Here is a 23,321-nt window from a genome sequence, read left to right as displayed (position 1 = left end):
TTTTGGGAAATAGAACGACGAACATCATCGTTTGCGAATAGTTTTAGCAATGTCGCGCTAGAGACAGCTCAAAACTGGCTCGAAGCCTTCGCCGTCTACCACAATTCACGCCAAACTTAACGCGACCGAGTCGCGCCGCTGGTCGGTGTGAGCGGACTGAGGGGAGTAAGCCCCCTTCGGTTCGTCCCGACATTCGGCTGAGCGTCCGCGCCGTGGCCGGACTACCTTGTGGCGCGGACTTGCACCGGCGAGGATTCGCCGTTCCATCCGTTCCCGCCCGTCTGTAACGTGACAAAGCCACGCGCCCTCCCCGGGTTAACTCCCTTCCCTCGCGGGTCGGTTCGCACGGGTCATCGGTCGGGGCGGGGGGTGTCGTTGCTGTTCCAGAGCCAGCCGTCTCCGACTCCGGGCGTGTGCCCGGTCGCCTGTCCGGCCGGTGGGGGGACTTTCCTCATGCCAGGGGCACGGGAGTCGGGCTCCCTCTGTCCGGTCCGTGGTAGCGCCCGCCGGCGAATAAGCGGTTCGGTCGGGGCGTCTCCGGGCCGTGCGCGGCGGCTTTCAGCGGAGACGCCGCGAACGCCGCGAGAACGGTGCCACAAGGGAAGCGTTCAAGTCGCCAGCACTGTAATGGACTCTCATGTCCGAGGCTCAGACCGTTCAGCTGTCGTACGACGACGGTGCACGAGCGGTCGAACTCGCGCGGGAGGCGGTCGAGTCGTTCGTCCGACACGGACAACGCGAACAACCGGGCAGTATGCGAGAGGCGTTCTACGCCCGCACCGGGGCGTTCGTTCGATTGGAGTCCACCAGGGGCCGCGGCCGCCTCCGCGGCTGCGCCGGCGCCTGGGACACCTCAGATCAGCTCGGCCACGCGATCGTCGAGGCCGCTATCAAGGCGGCCTCGGGCGACTCCTGCGGCTCCGAGGTCGAGCCGAAGGAACTGGACAACATCACCGTCTCCGTGTTCGTCGTCTCCAACACCGTCCTCACGAACGACCCCGCCGAAGACCTCGAGGTCGGCACCCACGGCGTCGCCGTCGACAGCGGCAACGCCCACGGCTGGCTCTACCCGACGGTCCCCGTCGAGAACGGCTGGTCGGCCGCGGAGTTCCTCTCTCGCACCTGCCGTAAGGCGAAGCTCTCGCCGACCGCCTGGCAGGAGGAGGACACCATGGTGACGCTCATCGAGGGCCAGGTGTTCCGAGAGCGCGCTGACGGCGGCGCCGTCGAGGAGCTGTAACCCGCCCGACCCCTCTTTTCTGTTCAGCCGTCCGTCCCGTACCCGACCGCCTCCGCGTCCGCGAGCGCCCGCTCCGTCGCGGCCGACAGGTCGAAGGCGTCCTCGGCGACCACCTCGCCGTCGCGGATCACGGGCTCCATGAGCGACTCGGCGCCCTCGGGCCCGGAGCGGTCCGCGAGCCCGACCGCGTGCGCGCCGTCGGCGGTGCGGTAGACGTCCTTCGCGTTCGAGAGCTTCCCTCGCTTGGCGGCCGGCTCGCCGTCGACAGCGACGAGGTCGAGCGCGAAGTCGACCGGGTCCGCGTTGGAGACGTACCCGCCGACGCCGAACCCGTCGACGACGTCGCGAAGTTCTCGGAGGTCGGCGGGCCCGAGCCCGCCGGAGACGTACACGTCGACGTCCTCGTGGCCGCGCGCGTCGAGCTCCCACCCGACCTCGCGGATTATGTGTCGGAAGTCGCCGCGGCGGGAGCCGGTCGTGTCCAGGCGGACGCCGTCGAGGTCGTCGCCGAGGGTCTCGACCGCGCGAAGGACCTCGTCGACCTCGTCGGAGTAGGTGTCACACAGCGCGATCCGGGGCGCGTCCGCCGGCACGCCCTCGTCGTAGGCGCGCCACGCGGCCTCCTGCTCGCCGCGCCCGAAGCAGATGGCGAGCGCGTGCGGCATCGTCCCCGACGCCTCCCGACCGATCAGCTCGCCGGCGGCGACGTGCGAGAAGCCGTCGAACCCGCCCACCAGCGCGGAGCGCTCGACCGCCGCGGTCATCGCGGGGTGGACGTGGCGCGCGCCGAACGAGAGGATCCGCGAGTCGGGCGCGGCGACCCGGCAGTCGAGCGCCGCCGTCGCCATGCCGGAGGCGTGCGAGAGAAAGCCCAAAAGCGACGTCTCCAGCCGCGCGAACGCGAGGTACGGCCCCTCGATCCGCATCACCGGGCCGCCGTCGAACAGCCGGCCCTCCGGGACCGCGTCCACGTCGACGTCGCGGCCGGCCAGCAGCTCGACGGCGTTCCCGAGCCCGGCGAACAGCTCGAACTCCCCGTCCGGGAACTGGTCGGCGGTCACCTCGGCGACCACGCGGGGGTTCCGCCCGGCCGCCTCCAGCGCCGCCTCGGTCCGCTCGAAGTACGCGTCGGTCGCGCGCCCCTCCCGGACCGCGGCCGCGTCGACGATGTCGAACTCGCTCATACGTCTCGGTTCGGTCGCGGGGACGAAAAGCCACCCGTGTCGCGACGGGCGCGGCGCCTACGCCGCCCGTCGCGCAGCCAGTCCGAGCGCGGCCACGAGGGCGACGAGCGCCGCCGCGACGCCGAACCCGGGAGTGCTGTCGTTGGTGTCCTCGCTTCCGTCCGCGCCGTCGCTCCCGTCCGTGCCGTCGCTCCCGTCCGCGCCGTCGCTTCCGTCCGCGCCGTCGGTGTCGCCGTCGTCGCTGCTATTGCTGTCCGCGCCGTCGCCGTCATCGCCGTCGCTCCCGTCTGCGCCGTCGGTGCCGTCGGCGTCCGGGAGCGTGAGGTCGGCTTCCGGGCGGAGTTCGAGGACGCCCTCCGGCGAGGGCGCGTGGGTGATCGTCACGCTCCTCCCGTCGCGCTCGACGCCGTACGCGCCGGGGAAGTCGCTCTCCTCGCCGATCTCGTAGACGGTCCCGTCGGCGTAGTCGGCGTCGCCGTGCGCGGTCAGCATCCGCACGTAGGCGTCGCGGAACGCCGCGGCGTCGTCCTCGGTCTGCCACTCGGTCGCCCAGACGTAGCCGTCGCGGTCGCCGTTCCGGTAGGGGTACAGCTCGTCGCCGGCCCAGCCGGCCGTCACGGGGTGCGCGTAGTTGTAGACCTGCCGCGTTTCGAGCTCGGCCTCGGCGTCGAGGTGGATCTGGACGTTCTGCCGGACGGTCGCGTCGGGCTCCAACACGGCGTGTTCGTACTCTAAGCTCTGATACCAGAACATCACGAACATCGACGCCTCGCCCGCGGTCTCCGCGCCGTCGACGCCCTGGTCCGGGTACGTCTCCCACCCCTCGGTCGCGGCGTCCTCGAAGGTGACGTTGCCCTCCTCGTAGTCGGGGTTGCGGTGGATCACTTCCGCGGTCGACTCGGGCGGGTCGTTCATCGTCGCGTTGACGGCCGCCCACCCGCCCTCGTCGCGGAGCTCGCGGACGTACAGCGCGCCGTCGCCGTACGGCTGGAGGACGGTCTGGAGGATGCCGAAGTTGAATTCGGCGCCGCCGCCGCCGCCGTCGCTCTCGGGCGCCTCGGCACAGGTCCAGTTGTCGGCGCAGCGGGCGGCGTACCGCTCCTCGACGTGGACCGCCTCCCCCTCGATTATCCCGTCGACCGCGAGGTCGCCGTCCTGGGTCGCGCCGACGTAGCGCGGGTCGGTGAGGTCGTGGTACTGGTCTTGCATCGCGTGGAGCAGCTCGTGCGCGAGCGTCGAGGGGTCGATGTCGGGCGACTCGCCGTCGGGGACGACGATGACGATCCGGTCCTGCGAGGGCGAGTAGAAGCCGGAGACCGCGCCGCCGAACACCGAGTCGATCTCGTCGTTGGCGTTCGTCTCGTCGCCGACGACGAACAGCGCCTCCCACACTTGGTCGTTCCAGCGCCGGAACGCCTCGGAGCCGTTGCCGCTCGCGGTGTCGTTGGCGTACTCGCTCCGCGTGACCGTCTCGACCGGGACGTCCTCCTTGAACGGGCGCTCTCGGACGTGTTCGACCCGGGCCATCGTGAGGTCGGTCAGCGCCGACAGCTGGGACTCGTTGAGCCCGTCCGTCTCCTCGAAGTCGACCGACTCCTCGTAGTGGGTCCCGTTCCAGCAGCCCACCAGTTCCGTGCCGTCGCCGGTGTCGCACTCGTCGGCGGACGCGGAGAGCGTTACGCCCGGCGCCGTCGGCCCGCTACCGGACGCGGCGGGGACCGCGCCGGCGTCCGGAGCGGCGGCGACGCCGGCGGTGAAGGCGACACACAGGACGGCGACTGCGGCGACGGCCGCAGCCGCGGTCGAGAGGGTGAGAACCCGTCGCATACGAAGCGTATCGGACGCGCCGGTAAGTAGTTTGTCGGTTCCTTCGGCGCCGCGGCCGGCGGATTTTTTGGCGCGGTTCGACGGCTCGCGGCGGCGGTCGGGTGCCGCGCTCTCGTCGCGCGCTCTCGCGTCGGGGACGACGGTTTTTGGCCCCCGCGCGCCAACCTCCGGTATGGCGTTCGATCCGACCGATACCGCGGTTGTCGTCGTCGACATGCAAAACGGGTTCTGTCACCCCGACGGGAGCCTCTACGCCGAGCCGAGCGAGGCGGCGGTCGAGCCGGTGACGGCGCTCGTCGACCGCGCCCGCGAGGCCGGCGCGAGCGTCGTCTACACCCGCGACGTCCACCCGCCCGAACAGTTCGACGAGACGCACTACTACGACGAGTTCGACCGGTGGGGCGAACACGTCGTCGAGGGGTCGTGGGACGCCGAACTCGTCGCCGACCTCGACGTGCGCGACGGCGACCACGTCGTCGAGAAGCACACCTACGACGCCTTCTATCAGACCGACCTGGAGGGGTACCTCGACGCGCACGGAATCGACGACCTGCTGATCTGCGGCACGCTCGCGAACGTCTGCGTCCTCCACACCGCCGGCAGCGCGGGGCTCCGCGACTACCGACCCGTCGTCGTCGAGGACGCGCTCGGCTACATCACCGAGGAGCACCGCGAGTACGCCGTCGATCACGCCGACTGGCTGTTCGGCGAGACGACGAACCGGGACGAGGTCGCGTTCGAGTAGTCGCGGTCGACCCGTCACCGTCCGCACGGTCGCGGCTTCCCGCCGAGCGCGAACGTTCCGGCCGCCGAAATTATCGCGCGCGGAAATCGGCGTGTAACCCTTTTTACCGCTCGCCGGAACCGCGAGGTATGGACATCTCTCGGCGGGGCGTGCTCGGCGGCCTCGGCGCGGCCTGCGCGGTCGGCGCCGTCGGCTTCGCGGGCGCGGCGACGGTGACGGACGGCGAGGCGGTCGGCGGGCTCGGCGGCGGATCGGGCCCGGCCGGTGGGGGTTCGGAGGAGGCCGACGACGGTCCCGAATCGGCCGCGGTCGACCCGGACGCGCCGTTCGAGGCGCGGCTGACCGGCGACGACGGGACCGACGCGCTGCTGTTCGACGCGAGCGACCTCGACCGCGTCAAGGGCGTCTTCGCCGAGGAGGGCGAGTACCTCGTTCAGGTCGTGCTCCCCGACGCGGGCGTCGAGACGTTCCGGACCCGGCTCGACGAGGCCGGCGCGACCGACGACCCGGCGGCGTTCGTGGTGTCGATGACGCTCGACGGGACCGAGGTGCGGCGCGTCGAGCTCGACGGGGAGACGGTCGACGCGCTCACCGGCTCCGACTGGGAGGGCGTGTTGACGCTCCCGTTCGGCGAGGAGCGGGTGGCTCGGTCCGTCTACGGCCGGCTGGCCGACAGCTGATCGGGCTCGGAGCCGGGCGACAGCCAATCGGTTCGCGGTCGACCGATCCCGGACGACTGACTGGTCAGGTGTCGCGGCGGCCGGACCGGAGGACAGGGTTTTGCCCCTCGACCGCGTGGCTCCGCCGTGAGCGACGAATCGGGAAACGACGGCGGCCGCCCGTGCCCGGTCTGCGAGACGCCGATGTACCACCGGCACTGTAAGTACGTCTGTCCGGCTCACGGCGTCGTCTACGACTGTAGCGACACGTTCTACTGAGCTGCCGGTCGCCTCTCGCGCCGCGTCCGGTCGCCGGAGTTAACAGGGGTGACGGAGAACCAGACTGGGTCGTGCGAACTGTTATGTTCTTGGAGGCCGACCTTTCTTCCATGATGGGCGACCCGTACGTGATCCTCCACGCCGACCCTCCGAGGTCAGCATGGTAGAGCAAAAACAGGTTGCCCGGAGCAAGCGGATCCAGCGGCGCACCGGGAAGACGTTCCACGTCGCGACCCGGCTGCTGCCCCAGCGGATCCGCCATCCGACGTACGTGCTGTACGGATTCTTCCGCATCGCCGACGAGGTCGTCGACGCCGAGGACACCGGAACGCCCGCCGAGCAGCGGGCCGAACTCGACCGGCTCCGGGCGGCCGCGCTCGGCGAGGAGCCGACCGACGACCCCGTCTTAGAGGCGTTCGCCGAGGTGGTCGAGCGCAACGACATCCCCGACGGGGACGTCCACTCGTTCGTGGACGCGATGGCGAGCGACATCGACACCGACCGCTACGAGACGTACGCGGACCTCGAGGCGTACATGGACGGCTCCGCGGCCGCCGTCGGGCGCATGATGACGGCGATCATGGACCTCGACCCGGAGCAGGAGGCCGAGGCGCTCCCGCACGCGACGAAGCTCGGCGAGGCGTTCCAGATGACGAACTTCCTCCGGGACGTGCGCGAGGACGTCGTCGAGCGCGACCGGATCTACCTCCCCTTGGAGACGCTCCGCCGCCACGGCGTGAGAGAGCAGCAGATCCTCGATCTGGAGTTCGACGAGGACGTCGCGGCCGCGATCCGCGAGGAGATGGCCCGCACCGAGCGGCTCTACGAGGAGGGCGTCGCGGGGATCAAGTACCTCCCCGAGGACTGCCAGCTCGCGGTGCTGCTCTCGGCGGTGCTGTACGTCGACCACCACCGCCTCATCCGGAACCGCGGCTACGACACCGTCTCGACCACCCCCGAGCTGTCGCTCACCCGGAAGCTGTCGCTGCTCGTCCGCACGCGCTGGAAGTGGCAGTGGAACAAGGACCCCGAGGCGGTGTTCTACGACATGTGTACCGACTTCGAGCCCCGCCGCGACCGCCACGGGCACGGCCCGCACGGCGCGGGCGTCCCGCAGACGGACTGAGCAGCCGCATGGACCGCTCCCGGTTCGTCTCGCTCGCGGTCGCCGCCTTCGGCCTCGTGTTCGTCTCCTTCCTCCTCCGCGGCGTGACCCGGCTGGTGGCCCCCTACGAGGTCGCCGTCGCCGTGTCGTCCCCCGTCCTCTTCGCGGCGGCCGCGCTCATGGCCGTCCTCGTCGTCCTCGCCGTCCTCGACGCGACCGGGATCCGCCGGCTGACCTAAGTCGACGGGCGGTCGCGTCCGCGCGGCCGACCCCGACGTCCACCGAGCGTGCGCGCGGCTCGGCCGAGTCGGAACGCCCTTGCCCCGCCGTCCCCGACGGCGCGTATGGACGTACGAACCGTCGCGGACCTCTCGCCCGCCGAGCGGCGCGCGTTCTTCGAGCGCGACGCCGGGGTCGAGGGGGTCCGCGAAGACGTGCGGGAGATCGTCGAGCGGGTCCGCGAGGAGGGCGACGTCGCGGTCCGCGAGTTCGCGGAGGAGTTCGACGGCGTCGCCGTCGGCAACGTCGACGTGACGGACGACGCGGAACGGGCGCACGAGGAGCTGGCAGACGCGGACGCCCCCGTCCTCGACGCGGTCCAGGAGGCGGCCGCGAACGTGCGCGAGTTCCACGAGCGGCAGCGCCCCGAGGACTGGCGCGACGACTTCGGCGGCCGCGAGCTGGGCCGCCGCTTCCGCCCGATCGACCGCGCCGGGGTGTACGTGCCCGGCGGCGCGGCCGCGTACCCCTCCAGCGCGCTGATGGGCGTGATCCCCGCGGTCGTCGCCGGCGTCGACCACGTCGCGGTCGCGACCCCGCCCGCGGAGGAGCTGAACCCGGTCACCCTCGCGGCGATCCACGAGGCGGGGGCCGACGCGGTGTACCAGGCCGGCGGCGCGCAGGCCATCGCCGCGCTCGCGTACGGGACGGAGACGGTGACGCGGGTCCAGAAGGTCGTGGGGCCGGGCAACAAGTGGGTCACGGCCGCGAAGTCGATCGTGCAGGGCGACGTCGAGATCGACTTCCTCGCCGGCCCGAGCGAGGTGCTGGTCCTCGCCGACGAGACCGCCGACCCCGACCTCGTCGCGGCCGACCTCGTCGCGCAGGCCGAGCACGACCCGAACGCCTCGGTCGTCGCGGTCACCGACGACGCCGACCTCGCCGCGGCCGTCGCCGACGCGGTCGAGGCGCAGGCGGCCGCACGCGACCGCGAGGAGACGATCCGGGCCGCGCTCGACAACGAGGCCTCGGGCGTGCTTCACGCGCGGTCGATGCCCGAGGCGGTCCTCTTCGCCGAGGAGTACGCCGCCGAACACCTCTCGATCGTGGCCGAGGACGACGAGGCGCTCTTAGACCGGATCACCAACGCCGGCTCCGTCTTCTTCGGCCCGTACTCGCCGGTCGCCGCCGGGGACTACGCGGCCGGGACGAACCACGTGCTGCCGACGAACGGCGGCGCGAAGCGCTACGGCGGGCTCTCCGTCGACACGTTCCTCCGGTCGTCGACGGTCCAGCGGCTCGACCGCGACGCGCTCGGCGACCTCTCCGACACGATCACGACGCTCGCCGAGGCGGAGGGGTTAGAGGCGCACGCCGAGAGCGTGCGGAAGCGCTTCGAGTAGCGGCGGGGGCGGTCGGCTCGGCCGGTCTCGACGCAGATCCGCACCGGCGGCGCCGCAGAAACGGTTATCTCGCACTGTCGCGTTCCGAGTGACATGATTCCGTCGCTCGCGGCGCTGTTCGAGGGCTTCACCGCGGTCGAGGCGACGGTCGCCGTCCTCCTCATCTCGGTCGTCGCCGCCCTCGGGATGGAGTTCGTCGTCCTCCGGTTCGCTCGGCGCTACGTCTCACACACGGACACCGGGTACGACGACATCGTCATCGCCTCGCTGCGGGCGCCGCTCGTCGTCACCGCGGCGCTCGCGGGGGTGTTCGTGCTCACGCAGGTCCCCGCGGTGCGCGCGTCGGTGCTCGTGGAGCCGCAGTTGCTCGACGCGGTGTTCGGGCGCCCGTCGCTTTCGGTGATCGTCCTCGTCTGGGCGTACGCGGCCAACGCGGTCGTGAACCGGGTCGTCGCCGCGGTCAACGCGGAGGGAGGCCGGTTCGACTTCGCGCCCGTCTTCTCGAACGTCTGGACGCTCGCGGTGCTGGTCGGGAGCGTCGGCACCCTGCTGTGGCTGTGGGGCATCGAGATCACGCCGCTGCTCGGCGCGGCGGGGGTCGCGGGCATCACGGTCGGCTTCGCGGCGAAGGACACGGTGGCGAACTTCTTCGGCGGGATCGCGCTGTACTTCGACGACACGTACAAGATCGGCGACTACATCGTCTTAGACGACGGGACCGCCGGGACCGTGATCAAGGTCGGCGTGCGCTCGACGACGCTGCTCACCCGCGACGAGGTGCTGGTGACGGTGCCGAACGCGGCGCTCAACGCCGCGAAGGTGACGAACGAGTCGGCGCCGCAGCGCCGCCGCCGCGTGCGGGTCCCGATCGGCGTCGCCTACGGGACCGACGTGGACGAGTTCGAGGCGCTCGCTATGGAGGTTCTGGCCGGGGAGCCGCTCGTCCTCGACTCGCCGAAACCCCGCGCCCGCTTCCGCTCGTTCGGCGACTCCGCGCTCCAGTACGAGCTCCTCTGCTGGGTGAACGGTCCGACCCGTCGCCGCCGCGCGCAACACGAGCTCAACCGCGCGCTGTACGTGGCGCTCGGCGACGCCGGGATCGAGATCCCGTACCCGAAGCGCGACGTGACCGTCGCGAACGCCGCCGGGTCGCCTCCGGCGGCCCCTTCTCGCGACGGCGAATCACCCGCTCGCGACGGCGAAATCCCCCGCGATCCGGGGGCCGACGCGGAGCCCGGCGTCGATCCGGACGCCGACGCGGGGGGTCCCGGATCGCGGGGGGAGACGCCGTGAGCGCGAGACCCTCGACGCCCGAGACGACCGATCGGTCCGCGCCCGCCGGCAGGGTTTTGAGTGTCCGTACCGAACGCGTTCGCATGAGTACCGAACCGGCCGACACCGGGACCGAGGGGAACGACCCGGCGATCGAGGTGACCCCCGACGCCGCCGAGGAGGCGCTCTCGCTCCTGGAGGGCGAGGGGTTCGACACCGACATCGCCGGGCTGCGGCTGTTCGTCCAGCAGGGCGGCTGCGCGGGGCTGTCGTACGGGATGCGCTTCGACACCGAACCGGAGGACGACGACCTCGTCGTGGAGCATCACGGGCTCCGGGTGTTCGTCGATCCCGCGAGCAAGAACTACATCGGCGGGAGCACGCTCGACTACGAGCACGGGCTGCAGGCGGCCGGCTTCGAGGTCGAGAACCCGAACGTCGTCTCGGAGTGCGGCTGCGGCGAGTCGTTCCGGACGTAGCGGGCCGCGGTCCGATTCCCGGATTTCCTTCGTTTTCCTTCGTCACCCTTCGTTTCCCTCCGACGCGCGAGTCCGCCGCTTAAGTCGCTCGGGAGGGTACGGGACGCCATGAGCTTGGAAGCGTCGACGACGCCGAGCGGCGAGCGGGTGTACACCGACCGGTCGCGCACCGAGCGCGGCGCGGACGGGCCCTTCTACCTCGTGTTCGAGGACGAGGCGGGCGAGTCCCGCTGGGGGTTCCGCTGCGGCAACTGCGGCTCCTTCGACACCGCGATGGACACGATGGGGCGGATCCAGTGTACCGCGTGCGGGAACCTCCGGAAGCCGGACGAGTGGGACGCGGCCCACGAGTGAGCCGCGTTCGCTGCGCTCCGGACGGTTCCCGACGGCCCCGCCGATTCTCCGCGATCGAAATCGTGAGAAAGTTTATCACGGATGGTGCCGAACTTCGAGGTAGATGGCCACTGCGAGCATCCCCCCGACGACCGAGGCCAGAGACGTCTTCCGCGAACTGGGATACACCGTCTCCGACGGCGGACGAGAGTTCGTCGCGGAACGCAAGTGGCGGCGCGTGTTCGTGACGGTGCTGTGTATGGACGACGACGAGCTCGACCCGTATCTCGCAGACGGGGGCGACCCGGCGCGGCTCCGGTGTTTCGTCACGTGGCGCGACCGCGCGAGCGACCTCCAAGACCGGCTCGTCTCCGCGAAACCGCCGTACGACTGGGCGGTCATCGGCATCGACCACGACGGCGAGGACTTCGCCGTGATGGAAGGCGCGCCCGGCAGCCCGTAACCGAGCGGCGGGTCCGCCCGCTGCCTCCGCGGACGCGTATTTTTATCCCCTCGTGCGTCCTACCAGCATGCGACATGGTGTTCAAGAAAATCACGCTGATCGGGACGAGCGACGAGAGCTTCGACGCCGCGGCCGACGAGGCCATCGACCGCGCGGAAGACACCCTCGAAAACGTCTACTGGGCGGAAGTAGAGGAGTTCGGGGTCGAGCTTCAGGGGGACGCCGAGCGCGAGTACCAGGCCGAAGTCGAGGTCGCGTTCGAGCTCGAGGGCTGAGCGCGACGCGGTTTTCACGTGTTATTTATCGGTGATCGCGACTCTCGAGTAGTCGGCGCTGTTGGCGTTCGATTCTGGTCCCGGTCGCGTTCGCGCGCCGGATCTCCAAGCACGGACACTACGCCCAGTGTGTGAGATACAGCAGGTAGAGACTCGACCCGGTCACGACCGCTCCGGCGAGGACGAACCCCGCGGCTGCGGCGGCGGACGCCGCGTACAGCGCGAACTGGACCAGCTGAATTCCAACCAACACCGTGAAGATGGAGAGCAGCGTCCAGAGGACGGTCCCGACGAGTGTCCGGGCCGTTCTGGTGACCTCCTCGCGGACTATTGCGCGTATCTGTTCCTCGTTCGATTCGTCGGAGGGCGACATATCATCCCGTGCGTTGGCCGGCAAAAATAAACTATCGACGGGTGGCGTGTCGCTCATTTATGATCGATTGCGGATGGGCAGTGAACACTCCCGAAGCCATAGCCGCTCATTTATAAATCGTTGCGGGCGGATCGACGACGAACACCGCCGAAGCCATAGCCGCTCATTTATAAATCGTTGCGGGCGGATCGACGACGAACACCGCCGAAGCCCCAGCCGGGAGGCCGTCGTACGCTCGCTGCGCTCCTCGGTCGCTCGTTTCACTCGCTCCCTGCGGTGCTTGCGTCGCCTACGCCGCCCTCCCGGCTGCCCCTTCGAGTCCCACCCCGCACCGCACAGCACCTCACGCCTCCCCAGCCTCGCCGCTCGCTTCGCTCGCGGCGTCCCTCGCGCGTGCTCCTCGCGGCCTATCGGCCGCTCGCAGGCACGCGCCACCGCACCGCCACACCAGTCACCGCCGCACCGCCTCGCTTATTTATAAGCGATACCGCGGCGGCCACCTATTTATCCGCCCGCCTCCACGACCCGCTAATGACCGCTTCACGCGCGCCGGCCGAGCCGACGGTCCGGGAGTTCGAAGCGACGGTCGAGTCCGTCGACGGCCGCGAGGTCGTCCTCGACGAGACGTACTTCTACCCCGAGTCGGGCGGCCAGCCCGCCGACCGAGGGACGCTCGACGGCCACCTCGTCGACGACGTGGTCGAGCGCGACGGGGCGGTCGTCCACGCGCTCGACCCGGACGCCGAGGTCGGCCTCGCGCCCGGCGACGCCGTCACGGGCCTCGTCGACGACGCCTTTCGCACCTACTGCGCCCGGGCGCACACCGCCTCGCACGTGCTGTACGGGGCTGCGCGCCGGATCGCAGACGACCTCGGCTACGCCGGCTTCGACATCTCCGAGACGAAGGTCCGCGTCGACCTGACGACCGCCGAGCCGCTGGGCGACGGCGACCTGATCGAGTTAGAGCGGCTCGCCAACCGCGCGGTCTGGGACTCGCTGCCCGTCTCGTGGGCGACCCACTCGGCCGAGGAGGCTCGCGAGATCGACGGCATCGCGTTCAACACCAAGACGGAGGAGGGCGCGATGAGCGGCGGCGACGCGGTCCGGGTCGTCACCGTCGGCGCCGAGGGTGACCCCTGGGACGTCGCCGCCTGCGGCGGGACCCACGTCGCGAACACGTCGGAGATCGGACCGGTGACGGTGCTGGAGCGGTCGAACCCCGGCGAGGGCGTGACCCGCGTCGAGTTCGCGGTCGGCCCGACCGCCATCGACGAGCTCGGCGCGGTCCACGCCGCCGCGCTCGACGCCGCGACGACGCTCGACGCGCGCGTCGGCGACCTCCCGGACGCCGTCTCCCGCCTCCGCGACGAGGCCGATCGGCTGGAGGCGGACCTCCGGGACGCCCGCGAGGAGCTGCTCGCGGCCCGCCTTCGCGACCTCCCGGTCACCGAGGTCGACGGCGCCCGCTGGGCGATCGGGGTCGTCGACGACGCCGATCCGAACGAGCTCCGGGAGCCGGCGACCGAGGCGGTCGGGAGCGACGGCGGCCCCGACGCCCTCGCCGCGGTCGGGACGGGGGACGCCCCCTTCGTCGTGGTCGCCGCCGACGGCGACGCCAGCGACGTCGACGTCGACGCGGGCGACGTCGTCGGCGCGGTCACCGACGAGTTCGGCGGCGGCGGGGGCGGCGGCCCGACGTTCGCGCAGGGCGGCGGCCTCGACGCCGACCCCGAGGCCGTCGCGGCGTGGCTCCGGGAGCGATGACCGGCAAGCTCGGCCCCGACGCGCTCGCGGCGGCGCTCGCGGCCACCGGCGCGTCGGACGCGGCGGTGACGCAGGGGCCCGCCTACGGCGAGGACGCGGCCGCGATCGACCTCTCCGGCGCCGGGGAGACGCTCGTCGTCGCGGCCGACCCCCTCTCCTTAGCCGCGGAGTCGGTCGGCACCCTCGCGGTCCACGTCGCGTGTAACGACGTCGCGACGAGCGGCGCCGACCCGCGGTGGCTCACGCACACCCTCTTTTTACCCGACGACGACCCCGACCGGCTCCGGACGGTCGTCGAACAGGTCGACGCGACCGCGCGCGACCTCGGGGTGTCGGTCGTCGGCGGCCACACCGAGGTGCTCGACGCGCTCTCGCGCCCGCTCTGTGCGATGACGGCGATGGGCACGACGGACCGCTTCGTGTCGAGCGGCGCCGCCGAGCCCGGCGACCGCCTCCTCCTCACCAAGGGCGCGGCGATCGAGGCGACCGCGATCCTCGCGACCGACTTCCGCGAGGCGTGCCGCGAGGCGGGCGTCCCGGCCGCGACGCTCGAGGCCGCCGCCGGGTTCCTCGACGACGTGAGCGTCGTCCCCGACGCGGCCGCGGTCCGCGACGCCGCGACCGCCCTCCACGATCCGACCGAGGGCGGCGTCGCCACCGCGCTCGTCGAGATGTCGGCCGCGAGCGGGACCGCCTTCGCCGTCAACCGCGACGCGGTCCCGGTCCGGCCCGAGACGCGGGCCTGCTGTGACGCGCTCGGCGTCGACCCGCTCAAGTCGTTCGGCTCGGGGGCCCTGCTCGCCGCGGTCCCGCCGGCGCGGGTCGACGAGGCGCTCGACGCGCTCGACGCCGCCGGGATCGAGGGGGCGGCGATCGGCGTCGTCGAGGCCGCCGAGGGCCGCGACGGTGATCCGGGCGACGCCGAGCCGGGGACCGTCCGGATCGACGGGGAGTCGCTCGCGGCGCCGCCGCGGGACGAGCTGTACCCCCTGTGGGAGGCGCGCGAGTCCGGCGAGTGAGGCGAGCCGACGCCGCAGGTCCCCGCCCGATCGCTCACCTTTTTCGGTGAGGGACCGAAGGCGGTGACATGACCGGAGCACGCGTCGGGTCGGCGCTCACCGACGAGCAGGCGGCGGTCCGCGACCTCGTCGAGGAGTTCGCGGCCGAGGAGGTCCGGCCGACCGCGGCCGAGGCCGACGAGACGGAGACGTTCCCGGAGGACGTGTGGGACGGGCTCGCGGAACTGGGCCTGACGGGCCTCACCGTCCCCGAGGAGTACGGCGGCTTCGGCGCCGACGAGACGACCTACGCGGTCGCCAACGAGGCGCTGGCGCACGGGTCGCTCGCGGTCGCGACCGCGCTCTCCGTCCACTGCCTCGCCACCTCTTGTATCGCCGAGTTCGGGACGGAGGCGCAGCGCGAGGCGTGGCTCCCGGAGATGGCCGAGACCGGCCGCCCGGTCGGGATGTTCTGCCTCTCCGAGCCGCAGGCGGGGTCGAACCCGGCCCAGATGTCCACGACCGCGACGCACGACCCCGAGGCGGACGAGTACGTCCTCAACGGCGAGAAGCAGTGGATCACGAACGGGAAACGGGGCGGCGTCGCGATCGTCTTCGCGAAGGTCGCGAGTGAGGGCGGCGACGACGGGGAGGCCGCCCCCGACGACGACGCGATCACCCAGTTCCTCGTCCCCGCGGACATTGAGGGGTTCGAGGTCGGCAAGAAGGAGGAGAAGCTCGGGCTCCGCGCGTCGGACACGACCGGGATCACGTTCGACGACTGTCGCGTCCCCGCCGAGAACCGGCTCACCGAGGAGGGGAAGGGGCTCTCCGCGGCCTTCCGGACGCTCACCGAGGGTCGGATCGGCATCGCGGCGCAGGCGGTCGGCGTCGCCCAGGCCGCGCTCGACGAGGCGACCTCGTACGCCGAGGAGCGCGAGCAGTTCGACCGCCCGATCGGCGACATCCAGACGATACGGCACAAGCTCGCGGAGATGTCGACGGACGTGTCGGCGGCGCGGCTGCTCGTCCGCGAGGCGTGCCGGCAGGCGGAGGCGGGCGAGGACTACCGCGTCGCGGCCTCGAAGGCGAAGTACCGCGCCAGCGAGGCCGCGATGTCGGTGACGAACGAGGCGGTCCAGATCCACGGCGGCTACGGCTACACCACCGAGTTCGACGTCGAGCGGCTCTACCGCGACGCGAAGATCACGGAGATCTACGAGGGGACGACCGAGATCCAGAAGACGATCATCGCCCGGGGGGTGTTCGGCGAGTGAGCGACGGGGACCCGGAGTCGGCGCTGACCGGCTCCCGCCTCGCCGGCTACGACGCGGTCGTCTACGACCTCGACGGCACCCTCGTCGAGCTCGCGGTCGACTGGGACGCGGTGGCGGACGCGGTCCTCGACGTCTACGCCGAGCGCGCGCTCATCCCCCCGACCGAGGAGCTGTGGGACCTGCTCGGCGCGGCCGACGACTACGGGATCCGGGCCGCGGTCGAGGCGGCGATCGCGGACCACGAGCGCCCCGGCGCCCGCGAGTCGACGCGGCTCCCGCTCGGGGATCGACTGACCGGAGTCCCGGACGGCGGCGGTCCGCATCCCCCCGCGGGCGTCTGCTCGCTCAACTGCGAGGAGGCGTGTCGGATCGCGGTCGAGACCCACGGGCTCGCCGACGCGCTCGTCTCGGACGCGATCGTCGGCCGCGACAGCGTCGAGACCCACAAGCCGGCCCCGGAATCGCTGCTCGCGGCGGTCGACCGGCTCGGCGCCGCCCCGGGGGACGCGCTGTTCGTCGGCGACTCGCGGACCGACGCGGTCGCCGCCGAGCGCGGCGGCGTCGACTTCGCGTGGGTCTCGGACCTGCTCGCGGAGTAGCGCGCGCGGAGAAAAGCCGCCGCGCCCGTTCAGTCTCCCTTTCCGGCTTCGTTCGCCGTCGGCTCTCCGTCGTCGGTCGGGTCTCCGTTCCCGATCGGCTCTCCGTCGTCGGCCGAGCCGGCTCCGTCGTCCGTCCCCGCGCCGCCGTCGCCGGCCTCGGCCCGCTTCGCGTACAGCGCGACGGCGACCGCGGTGACGAACCAGATGGGGGCGCCGACCCGGACCGCGAACGCGGCGCGCGCTCCCCACGTCTCCAGCGTCACGAGCGTCGAGAGGAGGGCCGCGGCGGGCGCGCCGACGAGGATGGTGACGACGAACGTCGTCTGCATCACCCACGCGTAGTCGACCCCCTCGTACTCGGCCCGCTCGACTGGTTGCACGCGACGGACTCCGCGGCGGAGCGGCAAATCGGTGGCGGTCGATCGCCGCACCACCACTCGCCGCGCTCGGTTTCCGGTTCCCGACGAATTTAGGGCGGCGCGCGGGTGACTCCGAGGCATGACCACGACGCGGGGACTCCGGGACGCCGAGGATCCGATCACGATGCTGACCGCCTACGACGCCCCGACGGCGGCGGTCGTCGACGAGGCCGGGATCGACGTCGTTCTCGTCGGCGACAGCATGGGCAACGCCGCCCTGGGGTACGACTCGACGCTCCCCGTGACGTTCGACGAGGTCGCGAGCCGGACCGCGGCGGTCGCGCGGGCGACCGAGGACGCCCTCGTCGTCGCCGACATGCCGTTCCTCTCCTTCGGCGTCGACGAGGCCGAGTCGGTGCGCAACGCCGGCCGCCTGCTGAAGGAGGCGAACGCGGACGCGGTGAAGATCGAGAGCGGCCCGCACACCGTCTCGACCACCCGCCGCATGACCGAGGTCGGGATCCCGGTGATGGCGCACCTCGGCTTGACCCCCCAGCACGTGAACCGCCTCGGCGGCTACACCCGACAGGGGACCGAACAGGACGCCGCGGAGGAGATAATCGACCTCGCGGGCGCGCACGCCGATGCCGGAGCGTTCGCGCTCGTGTTGGAACACGTCCCGGCGAACCTCGCCGGCGCGGTGACCGAGGCGCTGGAGATCCCCACGATCGGCATCGGAGCTGGCTCCGACTGCGACGGGCAAGTCCTCGTGATCAACGACGCGGTCGGCCTCGGCGAGTGGTCGCCGCCGTTCGCGCGGCAGTTCGGCGACGTGCGCGGGGAGATGGTCGACGCCGTCGAGGCGTACCGCGAGGCCGTGACGAGCGGCGAGTTCCCGGCCGAGGAACACTCGCACGTCGAGGAGGATCTGGACGACTTGTACTGAGTGCCTTTCCGAGACGAGTACGGCATCGTTTCTGGTGGAAACTCGCTGATCATCGCGAACCACTCCGAAGCCCCAGCCGCTCGCTTATAAATAACTGACTGTGGATCTGCGGTGAACACCACCGAAGCCCCAGCCGGGAGGCGGGCGCACGCTCGCTGTCGCCCGAAAATCGGAGATTTTCGGGATGACGAGAGAGCTTTGCTCTCTCGAACCACGCTCCTCGTCGCTCGTTTCACTCGCTCCTGCGGTGCTTACGTCGTCATCAGAACGCTCTGCGTTCTGATTGGCTCACGAGAGCTTCGCTCTCGTGAACGCCTGCGCCCGCCTCCCGGCTGCCCCTTCGAGTCCCACCCCGCACAGCACCCCACGCCTCCCCAGCCTCGTCAGTCGGTCTCCGCTTCGCTCCGACCGACTGACTCCAGCGAGGGACCGAAGGTCCCTCTGGCAGCCGGCGCGCAGCGCCGGCGACCTCGCGCGTGCTGGCTCGCGGCCGCCTTCGGCGGCACGCTCGCAGGCACGCGCCACCGTGGAAAATCGGAAACCCTGTCGGGAACTCCTCGTCAGCGGGTTCGACCGCTCAGACGGGGAAGAACCCGAGGACCGCCGGCATCGCGTCCGGGCCGACCTGCGTCACCGTGACGTAGAGGACGGTGAAGATCACGGCGTTGTGGAGGCCGTGGAGCAGCGCGGGGACGACGAGGTTCTCGGTGTACTCGTACACCGCGCCGAACACCAAGCTCGGCACGAAGAGGATGACGACGGTCGTGAGCCGCGCGGAGAGGCCGCCGGTCAGCGCCATCACGTGGATGGTCGCGAAGATGGCGGCCGAGAGCAGGATCGACGGGGCCGCCGGCAGCGACTCGCGGAGCCGACCCTGAACGACGCCGCGGTAGAGAATCTCCTCGCAGGGGCCGATGACGAGGAACGAGGCCGCGATGAAAAGCGGGATGATCGCCGGGTTCCCCATCGCCAATTCCGCGCTCTGGTTCGCCGCCGTCTCCGTCCCGAGAAGTTGGACGATCGTCGAGACAACGAGGATCAAGATTAGGATGACGACCCAGCTGCCGAGGACGATCCCGACCTCCTTGAGGCTCGGCACCCGGACGCCGAGGTACGAGACGATCCCCTCGCGGTCGAAGCCGCGCCACGCGAGGTAGCCGACCGCGAGCCCGCCGAACGCGACGTACTGGCCGAGGACGAGCGTGAGGACCACGCTCGCGACTAAGGAGAGCCCGCCGGCCAGCGAGTCGATAGCGAAGACGGCCACGCCGCTCGCGAGCGCGATGACCGGCCCGAGGACGCCGAGGACCAGCGCCGTCGCGACCGCGATACCGGGCGACCCGCCGGTCTGTTCGGGGCCGCCGGCGTCGTCGACGGGGTCCGGGTCGATCTCGTCGAACTCCTCGGACACCCCGCCGTCCGGGGCCGGATCGCCGCTGGAGGGATCTGTCATTGCCCGGGATAGGCGGCGCTCGGCAAAATGGTTGTCCGTGTCGGAAGGCGCGCGGACGGCGGTCTCGCGGGCGTGCGAGCCGCGGTCACCGGTGGAGCAGCTCGTACCACAGCACCGCGGTGACGGCCCGCCCGTCGCGAAGCTCGTCGTCGACGACCGCGGCGAGCAGGTCGTCGTACGGCACCGTCTCGACCGAGATCGACTCGTTGTGGTCCAGCTCGCGCTCGGCGGTCGGCTCGCAGCCGGTCGCCAGCACGTGGTGGTGGACCGAGTCCGCCATCCCGTTCGTCGGCTCGACGGTCGTCAGCCGCTCGAAGGCCTCGGCCTCGTACCCCGTCTCCTCGGCGAGCTCGCGGGCCGCGGCGCGCTCGACCGCGTCGTCCGTCGGATCGCCGTCTGCGCTCTCGTCCCCCTCATCCTCGGGCTCCATCGTCCCCGCCGGGATCCCGCGGTTCACCCGCCCGACCGCCTGCCGCCACTCGTCGATGACGACGGCGTCGCCGTCGGGCGTCAGCGGGAGCACGACGACCGCCGGCGGCTCGTCGACGTAGTGGAACCCGTCTGTCTCGCCGCTCGGGAACCGCACCTCGTCGCGCCGCACGTCGAAGCCGGGACAGGTGTAGTCGACGGCCGAGTCGAGCGTCTCCCACGAGAGGTCGTCCATGCGTTCGGGTCGGCGGTCGGGGACCTAAATCCCCGCACTCCGCGGCGTCACTCGGCGGGCGCGTCGCCCGTCGGGGGCGCTACTCCGCGGAAGCGTCCCGCCGCCGGGCCCGGACCTAAACGTCCCGTCGCCGGTCCCGGAGCTCGTCGACTGCTCGCCTCGCGACCGCGCCGACGACCCACGCGATTGTCCCCAACGCGAGGGCCTCGACGCCGACGAAGACGAGCCCGTCGAGTTCGAGGAGCGCCCCGACGCGCTCCCCGAGGGGCCGGCCCGGGAGTCCGAGCAGGTAGTGGTCGGCGTTGCTCCCCAGCAGCGCCCCGTAGACGGAGGCCCACGCGAGCGCCATCCCGGCCCCTCGGTAGGCGAGGCCCGCGGTCACGAGGACGCCGAGGGCCGCGGCGTCGAACGCGAGGAACACGACCCCGCCGGAGACGGAAAAGACGCCCAGCGCGTAGGCGGCGAAGGAGACCAGAAAGAGCAGCGGCGGGACGAGGAGCCGATGCCGACGCGGCGAGCCGTTCGGGTCCGAGCCGAGGAGGACGCGGCGAGCGAGGGACATGCCCGCGGATCGTTTCGACTGCGTGATAAATCTGCGTGTCAGGCGAGATTCACGACCAGTCGCCGAGGGAGGCCTGTCCCTCGTCGGTTCCCCGTCGCCCGCGGTCCGCGATCGACCCGGACTCGTCGCCGTCGCGGTCCGGGGGCCCGCCGACCCAGTCGGTGAGCTTTCCGCCGTCGCCCTCCTCACTCCGCGTCTCTCGTTTTCCGCCCTGCCCTTGGCCGCCGCCGTCGCCCGCCTCGAACCCGCCGAGCGTCGCCTGGTCGGTCTCCGCGAAGTCGAGCTTGGAGACGCGGACGCCCAGCTTGCGGACGCGCGTCTCGTCGAACTCGTCGAGGAGGTCGAGCGCCACCTCCTCGACGAGGTCCGGGTCGTCGACGGGACCCGGGAGGCTCCGGGCGCGGGTGTTGACGTCGAACGGCGGCTCGACCGCCTTGATCCCGATAGTGCGGTAGAGGCAGCCGCGCTCGCGGGCGCGGCGGGCCACGTCGGCGGCGAGCGCGGAGACGGTCTCGCGCTTCGTCGCCTCGTCGGCGGTCGTCGGCAGCGCGGACTCCCGCGAGAGGCTCTTCGGGAGCCCGGTCGGCGTCACCTCGCGGTCGTCGTCGCCGGCGGCGCGCCGGGAGAGCTCCGGGCCGCGCTCGCCGAGCGCCTCCGCGAGGCGGTCGCGGTCGGCGGCGGCCAGGTCGCCCGCGGTCTCGATTCCCAGCTCAGCGAGGGTCTCCTCGGTGACGGGGCCGACCCCGTGGACGTCGGCGGTCGGCAGCGGCGCGAGGAACTCGGCGACGGACCCCGGCGGCACGACGACGAGGCCGTCGGGCTTGTCGGCGTCGCTGGCGACCTTCGCGGCCGACATGTTCGGGGCGACGCCGACGCTCGCCGGCACCCCCGCCTCCCGCTCGATCCGGTCTTTCACGTGGCGGGCGTACCCCTCCGCCAGTGTCCGCGCCTCGGCGGGCCCGGCGGCGCCGCTCGGCGGGGGGTCGTCGAGACCGTCGTCGGTCCCGTCGCCGTCGCTGCCGTCGCCGTCGTCCGCCGCCTTCCTGCCGCCCCCCGCCACCGCCCACGAGGTCCGGTCGGTGACGTCGAGGTACGCCTCGTCGATGCTCACCTCCCGGCGGGTGTCGGCGCAGTCGCGTAAGACCGCCTTCACCTCGCTTGCGACCTCCTCGTAGAAGTCGAGGTCGACGGGGAGGTATCGGCCGGTCTCCTCGGGGTCGGGCGCGTCCGGGTCGTCGCGGTCGGCGTCGGCGCGGCGGGGGAGCAGCTCCAGGGCCTCCGAGATCGGCATCGCGCTCTCGACGCCGAACTCGCGGGCCTCGTAGCTCGCGGTCGCGACCGCCCCGATCGAGTCGCCCGGCTCGTACCCCATCCCGACCACGACGGGCTCGCCCGCGAGGTCGTCGTGCCGCAGCCGCTCGCAGGAGGCGTAAAAGCAGTCCATGTCGACGTGGCAGACGACGCGGTCAACGGCGTCGTCGCGCCTCTCACGCACGGCTGCGTCGGCGTAGGCAGCCAACGTGTCCTCCCCGTCGTCGGTCATCGGCTGTTCGTTTCAACTATGACAGCGACCACACTCGAACCTATCGACCCGCGAGACGCCTACGAGATGTATCTCGCGGATTGTGAGGGCGAACTGTCCCCAAACACCGTGGAAGCGAAGAAGTACCGCCTTGGCTTTTTTATACGATGGTGCGAGGGCGAAGACAACGATGGGGAACCCCGTTGTATCAATCTGAATCGGTTGAGTGGGCGGGATCTCCTCCGCTACAAGAACTGGCGACAGGACGGGATTAACAACGTCACACTCAAGACGCAACTCTCGGAACTGCGGGAGTTTCTCCGATTTTGCGTTTCGATCGACGCCGTCGAGGAATCGCTCCCCGAGAAGGTGACTGTCCCGTCGCTTGAACCAGGGGAAAACATCCGCGAGAGTCACATGGATCCCGATGAGGCAACGACGATACTGAGTTTCTTGGAGCAGTACCAGTACGCGTCGTTTGATCACGTCCTACTGCTACTGTTGTGGCAGACAGGCGCTCGGATCGCGGGGATCCACGGTCTCGACGTTGAAGATATAGATCCCGACGACGAAACGATTGAACTACGGCACCGCCCCGAACAGGGAACCCGACTCAAGAACGGAGAACAGGGCGAGCGGATCGTGGCTGTTCCCGCGGAGACTGTCGCTGTCGTTGAGGATTACATCGACGTGAACCGTTCGCCCGTTACCGACGATCACGGACGGGAACCGCTGTTCGCAACGAAAAACGGACGGATGGATAAGCGCCACCTCTCCAAGCACGTCTACAAATGGACCTGCCCCTGTCAGTACAACCAGCCGTGTCCTGCCGATAAGGATCCGATGGACTGTGAGTACACAGGAGGCTACGACAGTTCCGTAGAGTGTCCTCACAATATTCGTCCCCATGACATCCGTCGCGGTGCGATTACCTATTGGTTGAAACGAGATGTCCCTGACCGAGCGATTTCGGATCGGATGAACGTCTCCGTCGCCACGCTGGATCGGCATTACGACGCACGTTCGGAGGAGGAACGTGCCGAACAACGGAGACAGTATCTCTCGGACGTAACAGAAACTGAGTAGCACACCCACAGACCAACATTTTTATCGCCGCTTGCCCTATTTATGTTAGACTAATCAGTCCGAGTACGACGCTCGATAAGGTGGGGGAACAGGGCGCTCCTACGCCCTTTAGAACAGACACGATGGGATTGTGTCTACACGTTCGTATATTCTCTCCGCTAAAAACGGTTCGGGTCAATCGGATCCGCGACGAGTGACGCCGTCGGGTCTGTCAATCCAACCATGACAGACTCCA

At 70.7% G+C, this 23,321-nt stretch carries 26 protein-coding genes, 1 other RNA gene and 1 pseudogene; 19 read left to right on the top strand and 9 right to left on the bottom strand.

Annotated elements, in window-relative coordinates; all coding sequences use genetic code 11:
- Positions 1–120, top strand: a pseudogene (locus DVK07_RS23650) (IS6 family transposase); the annotation flags it as partial.
- 34 nt (positions 121–154) lie between these two features.
- Here DVK07_RS23650 and rnpB read toward each other — a convergent pair.
- An RNA gene (gene rnpB / locus DVK07_RS13285) (RNase P RNA component) lies at positions 155–487 on the bottom strand.
- Between the two features lie 150 nt (positions 488–637).
- Here rnpB and DVK07_RS13280 point away from each other — a divergent pair.
- A complete protein-coding gene (locus DVK07_RS13280; protein WP_004597545.1) occupies positions 638–1,240 on the top strand; it encodes a TIGR00296 family protein in 603 nt (200 codons plus the stop codon).
- A 23-nt stretch (positions 1,241–1,263) separates the two neighbouring features.
- On the opposite strand, the gene DVK07_RS13275 is transcribed toward DVK07_RS13280, so the two are convergent.
- Positions 1,264–2,424: a nicotinate phosphoribosyltransferase gene (locus DVK07_RS13275; protein WP_121597511.1), complete on the bottom strand. Its 1,161-nt coding sequence runs from the start codon at positions 2,422–2,424 to the stop codon at positions 1,264–1,266.
- Positions 2,425–2,481: 57 nt separating this feature from the next.
- Entirely contained in the window at positions 2,482–4,251 is a 1,770-nt protein-coding gene (locus DVK07_RS13270; RefSeq protein ID WP_121597510.1) for an Hvo_1808 family surface protein, read from the bottom strand.
- Between the two features lie 172 nt (positions 4,252–4,423).
- On the opposite strand from DVK07_RS13270, the gene DVK07_RS13265 reads away from it, so the two are divergent.
- The 11 genes from DVK07_RS13265 to DVK07_RS13220 all read left to right on the top strand — a co-directional run bounded on the left by DVK07_RS13265 (position 4,424) and on the right by DVK07_RS13220 (position 11,483).
- Positions 4,424–4,996 (top strand): cysteine hydrolase family protein, encoded by a 573-nt coding sequence (locus DVK07_RS13265; protein ID WP_121597509.1) that lies wholly within the window; start codon positions 4,424–4,426, stop codon positions 4,994–4,996.
- A 128-nt stretch (positions 4,997–5,124) separates the two neighbouring features.
- Positions 5,125–5,676, top strand: a complete 552-nt coding sequence (locus DVK07_RS13260) for a hypothetical protein (protein WP_121597508.1) — start codon at positions 5,125–5,127, stop codon at positions 5,674–5,676.
- 126 nt (positions 5,677–5,802) lie between these two features.
- Entirely contained in the window at positions 5,803–5,934 is a 132-nt protein-coding gene (locus DVK07_RS24210; protein ID WP_008441020.1) for an HVO_2523 family zinc finger protein, read from the top strand.
- Positions 5,935–6,094: 160 nt separating this feature from the next.
- Positions 6,095–7,060, top strand: coding sequence for a phytoene/squalene synthase family protein (locus DVK07_RS13255; protein ID WP_121597507.1), 966 nt, complete (start codon positions 6,095–6,097; stop codon positions 7,058–7,060).
- 8 nt (positions 7,061–7,068) lie between these two features.
- Positions 7,069–7,278: a hypothetical protein gene (locus DVK07_RS13250; protein ID WP_121597506.1), complete on the top strand. Its 210-nt coding sequence runs from the start codon at positions 7,069–7,071 to the stop codon at positions 7,276–7,278.
- A gap of 105 nt (positions 7,279–7,383) precedes the next feature.
- On the top strand, positions 7,384–8,661 hold the full coding sequence (gene hisD, locus DVK07_RS13245) for a histidinol dehydrogenase (RefSeq protein ID WP_121597505.1): 1,278 nt from the start codon (positions 7,384–7,386) through the stop codon (positions 8,659–8,661).
- A gap of 93 nt (positions 8,662–8,754) precedes the next feature.
- A complete protein-coding gene (locus DVK07_RS13240) occupies positions 8,755–9,954 on the top strand; it encodes a mechanosensitive ion channel family protein (RefSeq protein ID WP_121597504.1) in 1,200 nt (399 codons plus the stop codon).
- A gap of 83 nt (positions 9,955–10,037) precedes the next feature.
- Positions 10,038–10,412, top strand: a complete 375-nt coding sequence (locus DVK07_RS13235) for an iron-sulfur cluster assembly accessory protein (RefSeq protein WP_121597503.1) — start codon at positions 10,038–10,040, stop codon at positions 10,410–10,412.
- A 108-nt stretch (positions 10,413–10,520) separates the two neighbouring features.
- A complete protein-coding gene (locus DVK07_RS13230) occupies positions 10,521–10,766 on the top strand; it encodes a DUF5816 domain-containing protein (RefSeq protein WP_121597502.1) in 246 nt (81 codons plus the stop codon).
- Positions 10,767–10,869: 103 nt separating this feature from the next.
- On the top strand, positions 10,870–11,208 hold the full coding sequence (locus DVK07_RS13225) for a hypothetical protein (protein ID WP_121597501.1): 339 nt from the start codon (positions 10,870–10,872) through the stop codon (positions 11,206–11,208).
- A gap of 74 nt (positions 11,209–11,282) precedes the next feature.
- Positions 11,283–11,483, top strand: coding sequence for a dodecin (locus DVK07_RS13220; RefSeq protein WP_004597524.1), 201 nt, complete (start codon positions 11,283–11,285; stop codon positions 11,481–11,483).
- A 118-nt stretch (positions 11,484–11,601) separates the two neighbouring features.
- Here DVK07_RS13220 and DVK07_RS13215 read toward each other — a convergent pair whose 3' ends face one another.
- Complete coding sequence (locus DVK07_RS13215) at positions 11,602–11,856, bottom strand: hypothetical protein (RefSeq protein WP_121597500.1); 255 nt, start codon at positions 11,854–11,856, stop codon at positions 11,602–11,604.
- A gap of 531 nt (positions 11,857–12,387) precedes the next feature.
- On the opposite strand from DVK07_RS13215, the gene DVK07_RS13210 reads away from it, so the two are divergent.
- The 4 genes from DVK07_RS13210 (at position 12,388) to DVK07_RS13195 (ending at position 16,494) form a co-directional block, all read left to right on the top strand.
- Positions 12,388–13,620: a DHHA1 domain-containing protein gene (locus DVK07_RS13210; RefSeq protein WP_121597499.1), complete on the top strand. Its 1,233-nt coding sequence runs from the start codon at positions 12,388–12,390 to the stop codon at positions 13,618–13,620.
- Positions 13,617–14,639: an AIR synthase family protein gene (locus DVK07_RS13205; protein WP_121597517.1), complete on the top strand. Its 1,023-nt coding sequence runs from the start codon at positions 13,617–13,619 to the stop codon at positions 14,637–14,639. Before DVK07_RS13210 ends, DVK07_RS13205 begins: the two co-directional genes overlap by 4 nt.
- 68 nt (positions 14,640–14,707) lie before the next feature.
- Positions 14,708–15,895 (top strand): acyl-CoA dehydrogenase family protein, encoded by a 1,188-nt coding sequence (locus DVK07_RS13200; protein WP_121597498.1) that lies wholly within the window; start codon positions 14,708–14,710, stop codon positions 15,893–15,895.
- Positions 15,892–16,494 (top strand): HAD family hydrolase, encoded by a 603-nt coding sequence (locus DVK07_RS13195; RefSeq protein ID WP_121597497.1) that lies wholly within the window; start codon positions 15,892–15,894, stop codon positions 16,492–16,494. The genes DVK07_RS13200 and DVK07_RS13195 overlap by 4 nt, the downstream gene beginning before the upstream one ends.
- Positions 16,495–16,523: 29 nt before the next feature.
- Here DVK07_RS13195 and DVK07_RS13190 read toward each other — a convergent pair whose 3' ends face one another.
- The gene (locus tag DVK07_RS13190) at positions 16,524–16,874 is read right to left on the bottom strand and encodes a DUF5822 domain-containing protein (RefSeq protein ID WP_121597496.1); all 351 of its coding nucleotides are present in this window, start codon (positions 16,872–16,874) and stop codon (positions 16,524–16,526) included.
- Positions 16,875–16,992: 118 nt separating this feature from the next.
- On the opposite strand from DVK07_RS13190, the gene panB reads away from it, so the two are divergent.
- Positions 16,993–17,799 (top strand): 3-methyl-2-oxobutanoate hydroxymethyltransferase, encoded by an 807-nt coding sequence (panB, locus tag DVK07_RS13185; protein ID WP_121597495.1) that lies wholly within the window; start codon positions 16,993–16,995, stop codon positions 17,797–17,799.
- Positions 17,800–18,376: 577 nt separating this feature from the next.
- On the opposite strand, the gene DVK07_RS13180 is transcribed toward panB, so the two are convergent.
- From DVK07_RS13180 to DVK07_RS13165, 4 genes are all read right to left on the bottom strand, one after another.
- Entirely contained in the window at positions 18,377–19,252 is an 876-nt protein-coding gene (locus tag DVK07_RS13180) for a CPBP family intramembrane glutamic endopeptidase (protein ID WP_121597494.1), read from the bottom strand.
- An 85-nt stretch (positions 19,253–19,337) separates the two neighbouring features.
- Complete coding sequence (locus tag DVK07_RS13175) at positions 19,338–19,916, bottom strand: NUDIX hydrolase (RefSeq protein ID WP_121597493.1); 579 nt, start codon at positions 19,914–19,916, stop codon at positions 19,338–19,340.
- 115 nt (positions 19,917–20,031) lie between these two features.
- On the bottom strand, positions 20,032–20,478 hold the full coding sequence (locus DVK07_RS13170; protein ID WP_121597492.1) for a hypothetical protein: 447 nt from the start codon (positions 20,476–20,478) through the stop codon (positions 20,032–20,034).
- 49 nt (positions 20,479–20,527) lie between these two features.
- A complete protein-coding gene (locus tag DVK07_RS13165) occupies positions 20,528–22,021 on the bottom strand; it encodes a DNA polymerase IV (protein WP_233565424.1) in 1,494 nt (497 codons plus the stop codon).
- 18 nt (positions 22,022–22,039) lie between these two features.
- Between DVK07_RS13165 and DVK07_RS13160 the strand changes: the two genes are divergently transcribed.
- Entirely contained in the window at positions 22,040–23,086 is a 1,047-nt protein-coding gene (locus tag DVK07_RS13160) for a site-specific integrase (protein ID WP_121597491.1), read from the top strand.
- Positions 23,087–23,321 lie beyond the last annotated feature (235 nt).

Source organism: Halorubrum sp. Atlit-26R, from assembly GCF_003666015.1.
Lineage (GTDB): Archaea > Halobacteriota > Halobacteria > Halobacteriales > Haloferacaceae > Halorubrum.
Note: the sequence above shows the minus strand (reverse complement) of the source record. Positions and strands in the feature narration are given on the sequence as shown.